Below are 14282 nucleotides of genomic sequence, written 5' to 3'. Positions count from 1 at the left end.
TTCCACGGCATCCTCCCAACGGCGAAAATCCGCCGGCCAAGCGAAGAATCCATCGCAACCGCAAACGCAAGTGAACAATCAGACTACAAAAATTTCCAAATGCGATTCCCCTGATGTGGCGCCCGGCCGGTGCCGCTTCGGCTGCCGTTCGTGCCACCCCACAGCCCGATCGAACCACCAGGTGATCGCGTCGAAGGTCAGGTCTTCGACGCGTCCGGCGTCCCATCCGAGCCGGAAGACGAGTTCGTCCGCTCGATGTAGGACAGCCTCGCCCTGGTAAAAAAACCGACGATCGTCTCCGACAACATCTCGGCGTCGGCGAGGTCCAGCAGGTCGATCGCGCCGGGAGACTGCGGCTCCACCATCAGCATGCTGACATACCGCCATATCGCCTCGTCATCCCGCAGCACGACACCGCGCTGGACGTCGAGGACGGGCCCGCCGACGCGGCGGTCCTTCAGTTTGGGCTCTCGCAGCACCACGGTGTCAAACGGCGCGCTGCCGTGATCATACCGCCGCGAGAGCTTGATCGTAACGTCCGCCATTAGCCGAGCCGCTGATAGGTGTCAGCGTCGATCATCAGCCCCGAAACCTCACCGTTGGCGCGGTTATTGCTGACGTCACCCGTGATAATTGCATTGCCAAAGATGTGGCTGATCTGGGTGAACTCCTCGGTGATGTAGATATCCTGCCGCGGCGCTCGCAGGATATCGTCGAAGTTCTCGCCATTGTCTTCGAGGGTCAGTTCAGCGCGGCGGGACCGCAGGGTGACGACCCGCGAATTCGAGCCGTTCTGGTTCGTCACCACTTCCGACGAGAGGCCTGCAGTATTGAGCGTCACAGCCGCACGCAGCGTGGGGTTGTCGCCATTGGCGAGGCGCAGACGCATCTCGCCGCCAAAATCATTGCCAGCCATGTGAGAGCCTCCTTATGCCGCGACCGAAGTGGCGGGATACTGCTTGTAGACGGTCGCGTTGGCGGCGATGACGTCCAGCGGGTTGATCATGTCGAGCGGGGCATAGATGTCGACCCGGTTCGGGTTGTCGGCATTGCGCCGGACCTCGAGCTGCGCCGCAAAATCCCGGATGTTCTCCAGGACACCCGGCATGGCCGCCGCCGTCGCGACCATGGTGTTGGCGATGTCCTTCACGGTCGTGATCGCCAGAAGGTCGCCGGGATTGCTGTCGGCGATCGCCTTCTGCCCATGCTCGGCCTGCAGCCGCGCCCGGAACCGGCGCAGCGCATACATCAGCTGGCCGATGGTCTGGATGTCGCGGAAGGTCGTGTCGACGTTCCCTGCCCCATCCGTGCGCTGCATGGTCACGATCTTGTCCACCGTGACGTTCCCATTGTCGTTGACGCCGAAGGTCGAGATGCCGGACGTCAGCAGCGCGTCGCGGCTGGCATAGTCGTTCAGCCAGGTCGAGCGCTTGCGCGGCGCCTGGACCTGCTGGACGACCAGGCCCGTCTGGTTGCGCGAGACATTGCCGGTGGCACCGTCCGACAGCCACGGCACGACCCGCGACACCTCGCCGGTGAGGAACAGCCACGACGGCGTGCTGTTTTCGCCAGAGGCGATCTGCGGGATGACCGACAGATGCCGCGTGTCCTTCGACAAGCCGAAGGTGGTCAGCTCCGACGTGGTGCCGGTCATCACCGTGAAGACATGGCCATAGGCCTGACGGCTCCACGCCCAGCGACCCGAGACGTCATTCATGAGCGTCTCATAGCGGCCGACATTCACCTCGTCGGAGAACGGCGAGATCGTCCAGTCGAAGGCGTCGTCGCCATATTCGGCGAGGATGCCGGACAGGTCCGGCGTGCCAGCACCGGCAACGCCGACGGCGATCGTGACGGTGCCGGCAAAGGCGTTGCCCGCGACCGAGGTCGGCACGCTGATATCGACGGTGCCGAAGATGACGCCCTTGTGGCGCGTCGTCAGCGTGACGACGCCCAGCGCCGCGGTCGCGGTGAAAGGCAGCGCCGCCAGGGTCAGCCGGTTCTGGTAGCCGTTGATCGCCGCGGCCAGCGCCGTCGCGACATCGGCCACCTCGTCGCCCGCCGCGATCTCGACCTGCAGGATCTCGCCGGCGATCCGGATCACGCCGACGCCGCCGGATGCCGGAACGGAATCGACCGTCACCGTGCGGGTCTCGGCGGTACCGGTGTCCTCGACGGCGCCGAGCCAGATTTCCTGCGCCGGCGCGTTGGCCCGGGCGACGCGGAACATCTCGGCGAGCATCGAGCCCTGGCCGGTCAGCGAAATTGCTTCCTGCAGGGTCTGCACCGGCGTCAGCGTATCAAGGGCGAGCGACGCCGCGCTGTTCTTGTGGCCGATCAGAACCAGCCGCGACTGGCTCTCGAATTGCCCGGCCGAGTTGACTTCGAACGTGATGATCGGGGCAACGATGTTGCCCGGGATGGAATTGAAGCCGATGGCCATTTACTTCTCTCCTTCGGAACGACGGCGCTTGGTGGTAGAGCCGCCGTCATCCTTGGCGGGCTCTGCGGAATGCTTCGGCGCCGCCTTGATGCACCCCTCGGCGACAAGCCGGCGGGTGAAGGCGTCGTCGGGGTCCATCATTTCGCCCTCTGCCTTGAACAGACGGCCGCGAATGGGCAGCGCCTCGCCGGGCTTGGCGAGAACGTATCGCTTCGGTGTCATGGTGCCCTCTTACGGGTTGGCGGTCGGAACGGTGCCCTGCGGCCCTTCGGGTCCAGCCGGGTCGGCCGTGGTCGAGAAGTCGATGCCGGCGAGGGCCGTGCGATCGGTTGCCAGGAACAGGGCGTGCAACTCGAGGAGCTTCGCCTTGGCATAGGAATTGTCGGGCAGCGACTCCATCAGGCGTCGGATCGGCTGCGGCAGACCGGCCGCGTCGGTGAACTCGTCGTCGGCGATCGAGCAGGAGAAGCTCATCGTGCTGCGCATCCAACGCAGCCCCATCTCCGGCAGAGCGAACTGGTCGATGCGGATCTCTTCCACGCTCTTCACGACCCGCCGGAAGGCTGCCCCGGTCGGACCACGCACCAGTGCCTGCCGCACCTGAGCGCAGAGCGCGCCGAGCACCAGACGCGCCTTAGGATCGCTGGTCGCCATCGCATCCGCGAAGGGACCACCGTCGTCCTTCACCGCGACGGACAATTCGCAGACGACCGTCAGAGTCGCCGTGGCGAAGCCGATCGTCGATGTCGCCCCCTCGCCGCGCCGCACGCTCCTGCTGTCGTCGGTGTAGAGCGCGATCGACGGCGTGAACTCGACGCCGTCCGCCAGATCCTCGAAGCGGATCGCCTGGCTGTCGAAGACATGGTCGGCGGCCATGGTCGGCCAGACGGGATTCTCCTGCAGCAACCGATCGGACGGCACCAGCGCCTCATAGGCGGCAAGCCGCATGGCTTCGGCAGCGAGCATCAATTGCCTCGATTGACATGGAAGAGGACGCGGTCGGTGCCGTCGCCGTCGACCAGGGAAATCACATAGGCGCACCCATCCGCTTCTCGGACGAGACGGTCGCCAGTCGTTGGGCGCCATGACATGCCGGTCACCAGGGCCGACACGATCGCCTGCGAGACGTGCCGCGGGGCAACATCGTCGGCCGAGGACCTGGTCGATCCTCCGAAGGCGTTGATCGATGGCTCCAGTTCGAAGGAGCCCTTGAATTCGAAAGCCGGCTTAGCCGGATCCGGCACCGGGTCATCGTTGCGCGACTTCCCCGCCCCGCGCTTGTAGGCAGAGACGGTGAAGGTCTCGGTGTCGAAGAAGGCGGCGACGGCCTGGTCGGCTTGCGCCAGATACTGATCCCAGGCCATCGCTCACCTCCCTATGCAAAGGGCCGGTCGCCCGGCCCCATGTCACTTCTCGTCGGCCTTCGGCTTTGCCTTGGCCTTTTCGGCCTTCGGTTTGCCGTTCTCGCCGATGTTGACGATCGTGTGAGTGCCGGCGTCGACGGCGGCCATGGCGGGGCCATAGCGCATCGTCTCCGTCGCACCCGACTTGGTGTTTTTCACCAGCATGGAATCACCCTTCTCAGTTCGAGGTCGTCAGCTTCACGAGAAGCTTCGGACGCTTGACGATGGGCAGCGGGTTCGACTGCGTGTGCAGCTTGACCCAGCGGTTGAACTCCATGTCGCGGGCCTGACGGGCGTAGATTTCCTCGCCCATCGTGTTCACCGTGTCCATGAAGTCTGCCGGCGCGAAGTAGGTCCGGAAGACGTCCGTCGTGCCCAGCGGGAACGCGATCGCCTCGCCCGCCGGGACGAACTTCCGGCTGGCATAGGTGCCGTCTTCCTGCAGGTACTGCGCCGCACCGCGGTATTCCTCGATCGTGAGACCGTGGAATGGGAAGCCGCGACGGACATCCTGGCGGAGCGGATTGTTCGCGCCATCGTAGTACTTGTAGATTTCCTCGACCTTGGCATGGCCGATGAACTTCTCGAACCATTCCGGCGAGGCCAGCACATGAATGCCGGTCATCACCTCGCCTTCGAGATTGTCCTCCATGTAGGTGACGACCTCGCGGGCCTTCGCCTTCACGTCGGTCGCCGCCGTGCCGAGGACGAAGTCGACCGACTTCTGCGTCACGCCGAACTCGGTGAAGAGGTTCAGCAGGCTGGCGCCATCGCTGTCGAGAATGTTGCCGCGCAGAGCGCTCATCCGGAGATGCTCGAGCGTGATGGCGTGCTTGCGCCGCATGGTGATCATGCGGCGGTTCACGACCGTCTCGACGTTTTCCAGGACGTTGCCGGCGACCGAGCGCGCGACCACGTTCTGCACATCCTCCGCGAGGACGAAGTCTTCGTGCGGGATGTGGAAAGCCGAGAACTGCTTGGCCGAGCGCTTCTCCGGCATTGCCAGCGAGGACGGCGCGCCGCGGGTGCGGGTCGGCAGCAGGTTCAGCGTGCCGTTGGCGAAGGCGATCGCAACCGAGGTGGTGGCGATCGGCTCGGCAGGGAACAGATTCAGTTCCCGCAACCGGCCATAGTCGTTCGGGACGATGTTGATCGCCCCGGTCAGAGACGTCGCGGAGAACGCCGACTGGTTGAAGATATCGAGGACATTTTCCATCGGTTACGCTCCTTCGCGCACGAGGATCGGCGGATTTAGCGCGCCGAGAGCCGTGTGGATGGCCGCACGTTCGCCGGACGTATCGACGTCGGCTCCGTATTTGAGGCCCTGATGCACCACGATCGCGTCGCGGGCGATGATGACGGCCGTGGCGTCGGCGCTGGTCGCGTCTACGGTCCACATGACAATGCCGGCGGCATCCTCGCTGCCGTCGGCGGCTGCGACGGTGACCGGCTTGTACTTGCCCGAAGCCGTGATCTTGCCGACGACGGTGCCGGACTCGACGACACCGGCGCCGGAGAGGATGACGGCTTCCTCGCGGGAGAAGAGGCTGTCGGCTTCGCGCTTCAGCCAGTCGCTGGCGTAGCGTCCTTCGGTGAGCGTAACCATTATGCGGCCTCCTTACCCAGCAGCTTGCGCATGTTGGCGGTGAGCGTGGCCGCCCCCGCATTCGGATCGGGATTGTTCGGCTGGCCGAGACCCATGCGGGCCTTGCCGTAGACTTCCGGGGTGAGTTCGCCTGTGCCCTCTGCCTTCGGCGCAGCGGCGAGGATCGCCTTGGCCTTCTCGGCCTCGACACCGGCATCGGCCAAAGCCTTTGCCTGGGCTTCGCGACCGGTGGCCTCTTCCAGCGCCATGATGGCGTCGGCGTTCTCGCGGGCCTTGTCCTTGGCACGCAGCTCGGCGAGTTCCGTCTTGAGGGCGGCGGTTTCATCCGCGTCCTTTCCGGTCTTCATCTGAGCTTCGAGCTCGGCGACTTTGGCGGCCAGAGCGTCCGCCCGTTCCTTGTCCGTCATGGATGGCTCCTTTGGTTGACGGTGTGCGGCGGACGCAGCCGCTCGCGTATCGGCGTCGGGAAGACGCCAATTCTTCTTTGCGGCCATGGCGACGAGCCGCTTAGGCGCGTGGGCATAGGCCTGATAGGGGAAGGCCGCGACGGCCTCACCGCGGATCTCGGTGGTCTCGTCGGCGAACCCTTCGTCGACAGCCTGTTGCGGATTGAACCAGCGCTCGGTCTTCATGATCGCCCGGCAATCCTCCGCGGACTTGCCCGACTTGTCCGCGTAGATCCGCGCATAGGACGAGGCGAGCGCTTCCAGCATCTCGATCGTCTTCGTATGCTCTGCGCTGTCGCCGATCGTCAGCATCGACGGATCGTGGATCATCAGGACGGCGCCAGCGGACATGGTCACGGTCGCGCCAGCCATGGCGATCAGGGAGGCCGCCGATGCCGCCACGCCCTCAATCACAACGTCTGTCGTGCCGCCGCGGGCCGACAGGATCGCGTGGATCGCTGCGCCCTCCCATGCAACGCCGCCACCGGAATTGATGTGGACGGCAAGATCGGCATCGTCGGTGATCTGCGAGAGCGCCCTCGCGACATCCGCCGCGGTGAACCCGTCCTCGTAGTAATAGTCGCCGACGTAGCCGGAGAGCCGAAGCTTCCCGTCTTCCAGAATCGCAGCCATGTGATGAACCTCAGTAGGTCGGGCGGAACCGCACCGACTTCGCGAACCGCGTGCGCGGCTTGCCGTTCTTCTCGTCGCAGGCCTTCGCCAGTCGGGCGAGTTCCTGGTCGAGCGCGGCGATGTTGGCCGCGCCGAACTTCACCCGGCGGTTGGACACCGGCGAGCGGACCTCGATCTCTTCCGTGCGCTGTCCGGCAACGAACTGCAGGCGCACCGCATAGAGCGCCTGCCAGGTCGCGCAGGGGTCTTCCGGGTCGACCGACACGCCGCCGATGATCACGGGATCAGCCATCGACCGGCTCCGATTCTGGAGCGGGCTCGGTCACAGGCCGCGACATGGCCGCATCGATCGGCATGTACGGGTTTTCCATGCCGTAGCCCTCGTAGAGCTCGATGTCGGACTGCCGCATCGCCGCGATGTCCTGCGGATCGTAGCCGACGGCCGCGCTTTCGATCGCCAGCGTCGAGGTCCGGTTGCCTAGCCGCTCGGTCGCCGCCTTGGCGCTCTTCAGATCGTCGGCGGTCGGCGGTGGCGGCCCGACCCATTCGGCCCAGGTAGCCTTGTCCCGGTTCGCCATGAAGGCAGCGACCCCGCCCTCGAACGGGATTCGCCCCTCGATGACGCTCTCGGTCAGCCACGCCTCGTAGATCGACTGGCAGATCGGCGCCGCGATCCGCTCGCGCCGGCGCAGCACCACAGGCCAGATTGAGGCATTCTCCATGCGCACCGAAGAATAAGTGGCCCGGCTGTGATCCAGCGTGAAGGCAGAGAACGTCACCCCGATGCACCGCGCCATGATCCGCTGCAGATGCATGGAGAACGGCAGATACTGCCCGCCCGGTGTCGAGGCCGTCTTGAACTCGAGTTCCTCGCCCGGCCCGAGGTGATTGACCTGGCTGTCGCTGATCGCAACCTTGCTCTCGCGGGCCCGATCAAGGCGCGCGCCCAGCGCACCGCAGAAATCCCCGATCAGCTCCATGCCGATCGGCTGGCCATCAACGGTGACTTCCCTCAGTGTCTCGATCGCCTCGAAGGCCGCCGCGCTCGGCTCGGGACTGGACAGGGTCGCCGCGAAGATCGTCTGCAACACCGCCGTCTGGAGCGTCGCGTCGTCAAGCTTCTCCGACATCGCCCAGGTCTTCATGACGGGCGCGAGCTCCGAGATGCCACGCACGTCGTCAGGGTCCTTCGGATCGAACACATGGTAGAACAGCGCCGATCCGAACCGGTCCCGGGCTGAATAGTCCCGCGTCTCCATCATGCCGTCCCGGCGCGTGCGCAGCCGATAGGCCTGCGGACGACCATTGGCGTCGTGGATGACACCCTGGAACAGACCCTCGAACTCCATCGTGTCGCGCACGAGATTGACCGGTGACGTCGCGCAGACCTTCAGTCCCGAGCGAACATTGTAACGCTGGCGCATCCCTGCCGGCATGTATTCCAGTGCGCCGCAGGCTTCCCCGAAAGCCACGAAATGATTGAGCGACACGTCGACGATCTGCGGGATCGTCAGCTTGCCGCGAAGATCGCACTCGGCCGGATTCCACGACCACTGTCGCCATTCCTTCTCGACGAGGCGCTTCCAGACGCTGCGCTCCTCGTCGCTCCAGCCCAGCGCGGTGACATCCGGCTGCGCGTTCAGCTTCAGCTCGGTGCCGACCGTATCCGCCTTCACCTGGTCGACCGCCCCCTTTAGGCGGCCGGAATTGTGGATGAAGTCTGCGGCCAGCGCAGCCGCTCGATCCCACGCCCAACGAATGTCCTGTCGGCTGTCCGGCATCGCGGTCCAGCGGGATCCGAGCACGGCCGAGCCGGTATCGCGCAGATAGCGCATGGTCGGGCGCGACTGAGCCTGCGCGGCGGCATTCGGAAACGCAACGGCGCCCGCCTGCACGCGCACCCTGGGCTTGTTCATCGGTTCCGCCATTTCTTGAGCTTGTCCTGGATCGATGACCGCGGCTCCGCCGGCCCGGCATCGGTGTTGGCCGGCAACGTGTCAGCTGTCCTCGCCGCGAACAGCGTGTCCTCGATGTCGAGCTGCAGATCCGCCGCAGGAACCTCGCGTTCCGCCTCGTAGCGATCCCAGATCGCGTCGGGCAGCGTGCGCAGGCCCAAATGAATTCCCGCCGCCTCCGCCTGCAGATGCGTGTCGAGGCCCTCATTCGGCTGCCCAGGATCCTTGACCCATTCGTAGACGGTGAAGCCGGATTTGTTCTTCTTCGGTCGCCGGCTTTCGGCGGTCAGCTGCCGGTAGAACTCGTCCTCAAGACCCTTGGGTAGGCCGACATGGCCGCGCGCCGACGGATCGTCCTTCGGCAACTGCCGGTACAGCGCCATCTTCAGGACGCTCGTCGCGAAATTATAGAACCGCCGGGAGTAGCGGATGAGCTTACCCTTGGCGGTGCGCTCGCGCTTTACACGCTGGATCAGCGGCGCGCTCTCCGAGCCGACGCCGCGCACCATGATCACTCGGCTGGTCGGCCAGCGCTTCGCCCATTCCCAGACGTCTTCCGTGTAGGCATTGCCGTCGATCGCGGCGAGGTCGGCCGTCAGGCGATGGCCGTATGCGTTCGGCCATTTCTGGGCCAGGAGCCCGTCCAGCGCAGTGCGGCAGCGCTCCTCGGACACATGGCCGGGGATCACGCCGTATTCGATGATCCACCGGCGCTTCTCGCGGCCCCAGCCGACCAGCTGCCACTCCACCCGGTCTCCCTGGCAGTCGATGCCCAGCGTCAGCACCAGTGCGCCCACCGGCACCTGGCCATGCGCATAGTCGGAAGCGGAGGCCCGATCGCGGAGGGTCTCCCAGGACGGTGCCTCGCCGAGCGTCTTGTAAGCCCGGCCGAGCGTGTCGTTGAAGAAGGTCTGTTCCGAGGACGGATCGCCCCGTGCCGCCAGCCATTCGCGGGCGATCCGCTCGAAGCTCTGCAGATACGAGAAGGCCGACCACAGATCGAACGAGCGGTGCTCACGCCGGGCGCCGGGGTTCTCGGCCCGCCACTCGCCCCGCGGCAGCATCGCCGAGCGATGATGCTCCCGGATCTCGCAACCGCATTCGATGCAGGTGAAATGCGCATCCTCTGGATGGGCATCGTCGAGGACGCCCAGCATGTTCTCCCATTCCAGCACCTGGAAGTGGTCGCAGTGCGGACACGGCAGGAACAGCCGCTCCTGGCTGCCCTTCTGGAAATTGTCGGTGATCCGGCAGCCGGGCTCGACCAGCGGCGTCGAGACCTTGAGGATCTTGGCGAACTCGTGGGCGCGGGACCGGCTGTCGGCCTGCGTTTCCGGATCACCGGCGCTGTTCATCTCCCACTTGGCCAGGTCGTCCTGGACCTGCCGTTTCATCGTCACCTGGCTGAGGGACGCCGGCGAATTGGCGCCCGAGATCTGGATTGCCCCGCGCCCGTCGACCCGTTCCTTGTAGAGAACCGAATCCAGACCGTCGCGCGAGCGCATCGGAAACAGCCGGGCGAGCGCTGGCGTGCCCTTCAGCATCGGCGCCAGCTTCATCTTCGACCAGCGCTGCGCGTTCGAGTCCGTCGGATGGACATAGAGGACGTCGCCCGGGTCCATCGCCATCGATCCGCCGACGAAGATGTTGGCGAGGACCGTCCCGCCGAGCTGTGCCGATTTCTTCAGTGTCACGATCCGGCATGGATCGGCAGGCCCAAGCGCCCGCAGGATCTCGTCGAAATATGGGAACAGCGTCCGGTTATAGGGTCCCGGAAACGGGCTTTCCCGCTCGGAGAAGACGATGTTCGCCTCGGCCCAGGCCAGGTAGTCGACCGCCGGCGGCGGTGTCATCACGTCGGCGATCACGACCGCGGCGACATGCTGCGCGTTCGCCGTTTCGACGATCATGCTGGTCACGACGCAGCGCCCTCCTCGACCAGCACGCTCTCCACCGTCTCGGGCAGCCCGTCCGCCTCCGTCCGGAACCGCTTCGCCTCGCTCTCGCGGAACCCCCGGAACTCCGAGCGCAGGAGATGCAGAACGTCGCGCTGCGGCATGCCGTATTTCGACGTGATCGCCGTGGCCATGATCTGCAGCGAACCCTCGAAGCTCGACAGCATCGCGGCCGCCACCCGCGTCATCTGCGTCCGGGCGTCGGCTGCCTCGATGAACCGACCGCGCCGCTCGGCTTCTTCCTCGGCTGCCTTGCGATTGCGGCGCTGGATCTCGGCAAGCTTCTCCCGCTTGAACTGCGCGTCGAAACTGTCGCCGCCGATCGCCGGACTGTCGCTGGGCATCCGTATGCCGGCCGCCTCGTCGAGGCTCTCTGCTGCGATCGGCGCCGCGGTCTCTACTCGGGTGCCGAGGCCGTTGCCCAGCGCCTGGCCGGGATCGCGCCGCGCCGCGATCTGGTGCTTGGCGACGTCGACCCTGATCCGGGCGGTGCGCCCCGAACCGGCCATTGCGTCCTGGCCGATCTTGCCCTCGGCGATCATCTGCGACACCCGGCCTGCCGAGACGCCGATCTCGGCTGCGAACTCGCCCTTCGACAGCGTGCGCTCCCGATCGACCGTTTCGCTCACGCCAACCATCCTTCCGCATCGGCCAGACCCGACCATGCCGCTCTTAAGCAGCCCTGTTTAGCTCTTGAGGCTCCGCTCTTTAGGCTCTGAAATCGCCCTCAGACTGGGGAGATTCCGCGCACCGCCGGCACCGCCTAGGGCTGCAGGCCGGGTACGGTCCCTATCGCTGTTGCCGGCCTGCCACACGCTCGGAGGGGCGATGCAGGCCCGCGACGAGCACGTCCAGCTGGCTCTGCCGAGGCGCTCCGCCCTCAGCCGAGGCGGCGGAGCATCTCGCTGATGCCCTGCGCGATTTCGCCGAGGAACACGCCATTGGCGATCTCCCCGAGCATCTCCTCATAGATTGCGGGGTTGCGCGTCGCCTCGCCTGCCGGGTTCGGCCCGAAGAGCATACGCGTCGGGAAGCGGCCCGCCCCTTCTCGCTTCAGGACTTTGCCTTGCCCCTTGCCAGCCTTGGCGATGAACGCTGACCGGTAGGAGCCGCGCGATGAAACCTGGACGCCGCGTGCCCTCTGCTTCGCGCCGAGTTCGTGCAGCGGGATCTGCGCCGACCGAATGGTGAGCATCATGTTGCTGGATGACGACGATGTTCTGCTGCGGGCGATGATGTGCTTCTGCGCGATATCCATGCGAGCGGATGCTAGCTGCGCGTAGGTCCGCTCGACCACCTTGCGGCTGCGCCCGATGGCGCGGCCGAACACCTTGGCCTGCATCTCCGGCGGCAAACGCTTGAACGCGTCGGAGAGCCGGTCGAAATCCCTCGCGTCGATCTGGACGATAGAGTTCACCAGGTCGCCTCATTCATCTGCACTGCCACTAAGGTCACAGCAATCATCAACCGCCGCACGTAAAGGCAGCGTCTCGACCGTTCTCGATGCCACCCTTGGACCGCGTCGAGGAGCAGTGGGAGCACCGTGCGGCACATCCGTCGCGGGACTTTTTTCGATCTACGATGGTAGATGAGGAGTGCAGCGCGTTCTGGCCAAAAGACCCTTGGTTGACAGCGCGCGCCCGAAATAAGGGGTTCTGATGTCGGCAGATTATGGAGTGGCACTGGTCGGATTTCTCGGCGCGCTTGTCGGGGCAGCGGCCTCATTCGGCGGACAGTGGTTCTCTCATCACTTAGAGACGCAGCGAGAAAGAAAGGCGGTGGCTTCGGCCATAGCGGCAGAAATCGACGGTTACATATCCCTGATGAATCTCCGGGATCATGTCACAAGCGCCAAGCGAATGGCCGCAGCCGCGCAGAAGGGCATTCGCCCAGATATTGGACGGCTGATAGCAAAGCACGAAATCGGTGCCGAGCAGTTCCCAGTAATCATGCAGAACCTCGACAAAGTCGGGCTTTTGGGAGAGCTCGCCGGCGACATCTCAAAGTTCTGTCGTATGGTCGGTGGCGTTCGCGCCACCATCATGTCCGACATCGAAGGAAAGTACGCGAAATTGTCGCCGTCCGAACTAGGCGACTTGATCGAGCAAGAGATTGCACTCTGGGAGGATGCGATGGCACTGGGAAGAATGCTAATTCGACGTCTTCGAGCATTGTGAGTTGGCCCGCCGGGCCGCGCCTAAGAACACGGGTCCAGACGCTCCCAACGCAAAACGCCCCGGTTGCTCACCGAGGCGTCTGAACTTTTACAGTGTTCATGGCATGCGCCAAATCATTCCCGCAGTCAAGCCACACTGCGGGCGCGTCCAGAGGCATCCGACGATTTTTGTGGAAACAAGACCCGCGGCGTCTGTCGCCGCTCCTCGCCGTCCCAGGGCCACAGGCAGCGATCCGGCCCGTCCACGGCATGGTCGGCCAACGCCCCGCCGAGATCAGCGGCAAGGGATGCCAGCGCCAGCACCCACGCCTGATACTCGACCCGGTCGACCACGATCTGAACCGGATCGGGCGTCAGCCGCGTCCGGCGATAGGCGCCGGGATGCGGGCGCTGGCGCCGGCGATCGTAGCCGTCGATCTCGATCGTGATGTCCGGCCCTCCGTTCGCGGAGGCTCGCACCGCCTTTCGAAACCAGGCCGGCCCACCCTGCGCGTTGGACACGGGCAGGCGTGCCACCGGATATCCCGCCCATTCCGGATGGGTGCCAAGGATGGCCAGACGCGCAATCGTCGCCGGCATCCGCGCTTCGTTGATCCGGGCGATGGCAACACCGCGCCGATGACAATCGTCCCGCTCCTCATCCGTCAGCGCGCTCCCATCCTCGAGCCGCAGATCGCCCAACACGTCATATCCCTCGCAAGCCTCGAAGGTCGCATCCCCGAACCGCGCCACCGCCTGGCCTACCAGCACGGCGTCGGGATGCGGTTCGTCTTCGGTCGAGAAGTCCGGCACGCAGCCCCAATGGTTCGACATGTCGATCAGCGTATGCAGCTCGCTGAATTCGCTGATCATGTCCCAGCCGCCGACGCCGGCCCCCGGCCCGGCATGGCCGCGCACCGTGCCCGACCCCGCCTTCGGCAGTTCCTGCCGATACGCCCAGGCCAGCAGCGTCTCTATCCCGATCCGTTTCATGCCAGATGCTCCCGCCATGCTGCCCAACCTCCCGCAACCTCCCAGCCTCCCATCGCCTCTTTCTTCATATTATTCAGCCTCTTAATGGTTCACTTTGGGAGGATGGGAGGATGGGGAGGAATAATTGAGATCATCTCCATGCGCACCCGCTCGCACATACATCATGAAGCACCCCGGAAAACGCTCCCAATCCTCCCGCACCCTCCCAATGCGCTGCGACGCAAGGCTTCCCGAAACCGTCCATCCTCCCAGCATCCCCCCATTACGGGAGGTTGCCGGCGTCGGCGGGTCATTTCCGTCGCATCGCGTCAGGAGGGGTGCGGGGCGGTGCGTCAGCCGCGCCGTTCGATCGCGGAGGCGATCCCGTCGATCGGCGTCAAGGCGCTGGCCACCGACCGCAGACCATTGGCAATCTCCACAGCGTTCAGGTCGCTGTGGCCCAGCGGACCGAGAGCCTTGGCGGTGTGTGTCTGCGCCTCTGCGAGCTGCAGGATCGCCCAAGCGATCGCGAAGTTGCCGTCGTTTTCGGCTCGTTTGGCGAAGTGCTCGATGAGTTCGTGTCGAGTCATTCTGCGTCCTCACGGCCGGTCCTCCAGCGAGAAGGCAGCGGTGCCGAACCGGCGTGGCACCACGCCTTGAGCGATGGCTCGAAGCCGAGCATGCCCACGATGATCAGCTGGTGATAGGCGAACC

The 14282-nt window shown here is 65.1% G+C and carries 18 protein-coding genes; 1 reads left to right on the top strand and 17 read right to left on the bottom strand.

Annotated elements, in window-relative coordinates; genetic code table 11:
- Window positions 1–197: 197 nt before the first annotated feature.
- From VQ042_RS18135 to VQ042_RS18065, 15 genes are all read right to left on the bottom strand, one after another.
- Window positions 198–545 (bottom strand): phage tail assembly protein, encoded by a 348-nt coding sequence (locus VQ042_RS18135; RefSeq protein WP_331821724.1) that lies wholly within the window; start codon window positions 543–545, stop codon window positions 198–200.
- Entirely contained in the window at window positions 545–916 is a 372-nt protein-coding gene (locus VQ042_RS18130; RefSeq protein ID WP_331821723.1) for a hypothetical protein, read from the bottom strand. The genes VQ042_RS18135 and VQ042_RS18130 overlap by 1 nt, the downstream gene beginning before the upstream one ends.
- A 12-nt stretch (window positions 917–928) precedes the next feature.
- The gene (locus VQ042_RS18125; protein WP_331821722.1) at window positions 929–2443 is read right to left on the bottom strand and encodes a hypothetical protein; all 1515 of its coding nucleotides are present in this window, start codon (window positions 2441–2443) and stop codon (window positions 929–931) included.
- Window positions 2444–2665, bottom strand: coding sequence for a hypothetical protein (locus VQ042_RS18120; protein ID WP_331821721.1), 222 nt, complete (start codon window positions 2663–2665; stop codon window positions 2444–2446).
- 9 nt (window positions 2666–2674) lie between these two features.
- Complete coding sequence (locus VQ042_RS18115; RefSeq protein WP_331821720.1) at window positions 2675–3409, bottom strand: hypothetical protein; 735 nt, start codon at window positions 3407–3409, stop codon at window positions 2675–2677.
- Window positions 3409–3807 (bottom strand): hypothetical protein, encoded by a 399-nt coding sequence (locus VQ042_RS18110; protein ID WP_331821719.1) that lies wholly within the window; start codon window positions 3805–3807, stop codon window positions 3409–3411. The genes VQ042_RS18115 and VQ042_RS18110 overlap by 1 nt, the downstream gene beginning before the upstream one ends.
- Before the next feature lie 42 nt (window positions 3808–3849).
- On the bottom strand, window positions 3850–4011 hold the full coding sequence (locus tag VQ042_RS18105) for a hypothetical protein (RefSeq protein ID WP_331821718.1): 162 nt from the start codon (window positions 4009–4011) through the stop codon (window positions 3850–3852).
- Between the two features lie 13 nt (window positions 4012–4024).
- A complete protein-coding gene (locus VQ042_RS18100) occupies window positions 4025–5062 on the bottom strand; it encodes a major capsid protein (protein ID WP_331821717.1) in 1038 nt (345 codons plus the stop codon).
- Between the two features lie 3 nt (window positions 5063–5065).
- Window positions 5066–5452 (bottom strand): head decoration protein, encoded by a 387-nt coding sequence (locus VQ042_RS18095; protein WP_331821716.1) that lies wholly within the window; start codon window positions 5450–5452, stop codon window positions 5066–5068.
- Window positions 5452–6531 (bottom strand): head maturation protease, ClpP-related, encoded by a 1080-nt coding sequence (locus VQ042_RS18090; RefSeq protein ID WP_331821715.1) that lies wholly within the window; start codon window positions 6529–6531, stop codon window positions 5452–5454. The genes VQ042_RS18095 and VQ042_RS18090 overlap by 1 nt, the downstream gene beginning before the upstream one ends.
- Before the next feature lie 10 nt (window positions 6532–6541).
- Window positions 6542–6823: a hypothetical protein gene (locus VQ042_RS18085; RefSeq protein WP_331821714.1), complete on the bottom strand. Its 282-nt coding sequence runs from the start codon at window positions 6821–6823 to the stop codon at window positions 6542–6544.
- On the bottom strand, window positions 6816–8447 hold the full coding sequence (locus tag VQ042_RS18080; RefSeq protein ID WP_331821713.1) for a phage portal protein: 1632 nt from the start codon (window positions 8445–8447) through the stop codon (window positions 6816–6818). The genes VQ042_RS18085 and VQ042_RS18080 overlap by 8 nt, the downstream gene beginning before the upstream one ends.
- Window positions 8444–10396: a phage terminase large subunit family protein gene (locus tag VQ042_RS18075; protein ID WP_331821725.1), complete on the bottom strand. Its 1953-nt coding sequence runs from the start codon at window positions 10394–10396 to the stop codon at window positions 8444–8446. Before VQ042_RS18075 ends, VQ042_RS18080 begins: the two co-directional genes overlap by 4 nt.
- A gap of 5 nt (window positions 10397–10401) precedes the next feature.
- Entirely contained in the window at window positions 10402–11070 is a 669-nt protein-coding gene (locus VQ042_RS18070) for a hypothetical protein (RefSeq protein WP_331821712.1), read from the bottom strand.
- A gap of 251 nt (window positions 11071–11321) precedes the next feature.
- Window positions 11322–11783 carry a hypothetical protein gene (locus tag VQ042_RS18065; protein ID WP_331821711.1) on the bottom strand — a complete coding sequence of 154 codons (462 nt, stop codon included), beginning with the start codon at window positions 11781–11783 and terminating at the stop codon, window positions 11322–11324.
- 316 nt (window positions 11784–12099) lie between these two features.
- On the opposite strand from VQ042_RS18065, the gene VQ042_RS18060 reads away from it, so the two are divergent.
- Window positions 12100–12618 carry a hypothetical protein gene (locus VQ042_RS18060; protein WP_331821710.1) on the top strand — a complete coding sequence of 173 codons (519 nt, stop codon included), beginning with the start codon at window positions 12100–12102 and terminating at the stop codon, window positions 12616–12618.
- A 125-nt stretch (window positions 12619–12743) separates the two neighbouring features.
- On the opposite strand, the gene VQ042_RS18055 is transcribed toward VQ042_RS18060, so the two are convergent.
- Window positions 12744–13589 carry a hypothetical protein gene (locus tag VQ042_RS18055; RefSeq protein ID WP_331821709.1) on the bottom strand — a complete coding sequence of 282 codons (846 nt, stop codon included), beginning with the start codon at window positions 13587–13589 and terminating at the stop codon, window positions 12744–12746.
- A gap of 332 nt (window positions 13590–13921) precedes the next feature.
- Window positions 13922–14158 (bottom strand): hypothetical protein, encoded by a 237-nt coding sequence (locus tag VQ042_RS18050; RefSeq protein WP_331821708.1) that lies wholly within the window; start codon window positions 14156–14158, stop codon window positions 13922–13924.
- Between the last annotated feature and the right edge of the window lie 124 nt (window positions 14159–14282).

Source organism: Aurantimonas sp. A2-1-M11 (genome assembly GCF_036549475.1).
Taxonomy (GTDB): domain Bacteria; phylum Pseudomonadota; class Alphaproteobacteria; order Rhizobiales; family Rhizobiaceae; genus Aurantimonas.
Note: the sequence above shows the minus strand (reverse complement) of the source record. Positions and strands in the feature narration are given on the sequence as shown.

Excerpts from the sequence above, each read along its gene's own strand:
- VQ042_RS18135 (WP_331821724.1), bottom strand. The coding sequence starts at position 545 with ATGGCGGACGTTACGATCAAGCTCTCGCGGCGGTATGATCACGGCAGC.
- VQ042_RS18130 (WP_331821723.1), bottom strand. The coding sequence starts at position 916 with ATGGCTGGCAATGATTTTGGCGGCGAGATGCGTCTGCGCCTCGCCAAT.
- VQ042_RS18125 (WP_331821722.1), bottom strand. The coding sequence starts at position 2,443 with ATGGCCATCGGCTTCAATTCCATCCCGGGCAACATCGTTGCCCCGATC.
- VQ042_RS18120 (WP_331821721.1), bottom strand. The coding sequence starts at position 2,665 with ATGACACCGAAGCGATACGTTCTCGCCAAGCCCGGCGAGGCGCTGCCC.
- VQ042_RS18115 (WP_331821720.1), bottom strand. The coding sequence starts at position 3,409 with ATGCTCGCTGCCGAAGCCATGCGGCTTGCCGCCTATGAGGCGCTGGTG.
- VQ042_RS18110 (WP_331821719.1), bottom strand. The coding sequence starts at position 3,807 with ATGGCCTGGGATCAGTATCTGGCGCAAGCCGACCAGGCCGTCGCCGCC.
- VQ042_RS18105 (WP_331821718.1), bottom strand. The coding sequence starts at position 4,011 with ATGCTGGTGAAAAACACCAAGTCGGGTGCGACGGAGACGATGCGCTAT.
- VQ042_RS18100 (WP_331821717.1), bottom strand. The coding sequence starts at position 5,062 with ATGGAAAATGTCCTCGATATCTTCAACCAGTCGGCGTTCTCCGCGACG.
- VQ042_RS18095 (WP_331821716.1), bottom strand. The coding sequence starts at position 5,452 with ATGGTTACGCTCACCGAAGGACGCTACGCCAGCGACTGGCTGAAGCGC.
- VQ042_RS18090 (WP_331821715.1), bottom strand. The coding sequence starts at position 6,531 with ATGGCTGCGATTCTGGAAGACGGGAAGCTTCGGCTCTCCGGCTACGTC.
- VQ042_RS18085 (WP_331821714.1), bottom strand. The coding sequence starts at position 6,823 with ATGGCTGATCCCGTGATCATCGGCGGCGTGTCGGTCGACCCGGAAGAC.
- VQ042_RS18080 (WP_331821713.1), bottom strand. The coding sequence starts at position 8,447 with ATGAACAAGCCCAGGGTGCGCGTGCAGGCGGGCGCCGTTGCGTTTCCG.
- VQ042_RS18075 (WP_331821725.1), bottom strand. The coding sequence starts at position 10,396 with ATGATCGTCGAAACGGCGAACGCGCAGCATGTCGCCGCGGTCGTGATC.
- VQ042_RS18065 (WP_331821711.1), bottom strand. The coding sequence starts at position 11,783 with ATGCAGGCCAAGGTGTTCGGCCGCGCCATCGGGCGCAGCCGCAAGGTG.
- VQ042_RS18060 (WP_331821710.1), top strand. The coding sequence starts at position 12,100 with ATGTCGGCAGATTATGGAGTGGCACTGGTCGGATTTCTCGGCGCGCTT.
- VQ042_RS18055 (WP_331821709.1), bottom strand. The coding sequence starts at position 13,589 with ATGAAACGGATCGGGATAGAGACGCTGCTGGCCTGGGCGTATCGGCAG.
- VQ042_RS18050 (WP_331821708.1), bottom strand. The coding sequence starts at position 14,158 with ATGACTCGACACGAACTCATCGAGCACTTCGCCAAACGAGCCGAAAAC.